This window comes from Mesorhizobium sp. M7A.F.Ca.ET.027.02.1.1 (genome assembly GCF_004022985.1).
In the GTDB taxonomy this organism is placed as follows: domain Bacteria; phylum Pseudomonadota; class Alphaproteobacteria; order Rhizobiales; family Rhizobiaceae; genus Mesorhizobium.
This window is the reverse complement of record NZ_RZOL01000928.1, coordinates 1-487: the sequence shown is the minus strand read 5'-3', so window position 1 is coordinate 487 and position 487 is coordinate 1. Positions and strand designations below refer to the sequence as shown.

1 pseudogene is annotated in these 487 nt (G+C 66.9%); it reads left to right on the top strand.

Annotation, left to right across the window (positions count from 1 at the left end):
* Window positions 1-15 precede the first annotated feature (15 nt).
* A pseudogene (locus EN749_RS37060) lies at window positions 16-487 on the top strand (sensor histidine kinase); the annotation flags it as partial.

Sequence of the window (487 nt, the reverse complement as noted above, 5' to 3'; positions counted from 1 at the left end):
CAGGCACAGGAAGGGATCGGCACGGCGGCGTCCACCGAGGCGCCAGCCGCCGTGCGCACGGTTCCGCTGTCGCGCGGCCTGTCGACCAAGCTGCTGCTGCTGACCATCGTCTTCGTGCTGTTGGCCGAAGTGCTGATCTTCCTGCCCTGGATCGCGAGCTACCGGCTGAACTGGCTGAAGGAGCGGCTGAGCACGGCGGCGGCGGTGTCGATCGTGCTGGTGCAAGGTGAATCCACCTCGCTGTCGCGCACGGCCCAGAACGACGTGCTGATGGCGATCGGCGCCAAGGCGATCGCGGTGCGCGACGGTGGCGTCTCGCGGCTGCTGGTGGTGGCCGAAATGCCGCCGAAGGTCGACGAGCACATCGATATCGCCTCGATCGGCATGATCAAGGGCATGACCGGTGCGCTCGACACGCTGTTTTTCGGCGGCGACCGGATGCTGCGCGTCTTCGGTCCGGTCGGCGACTCCGACAAGGAGTTCGAAC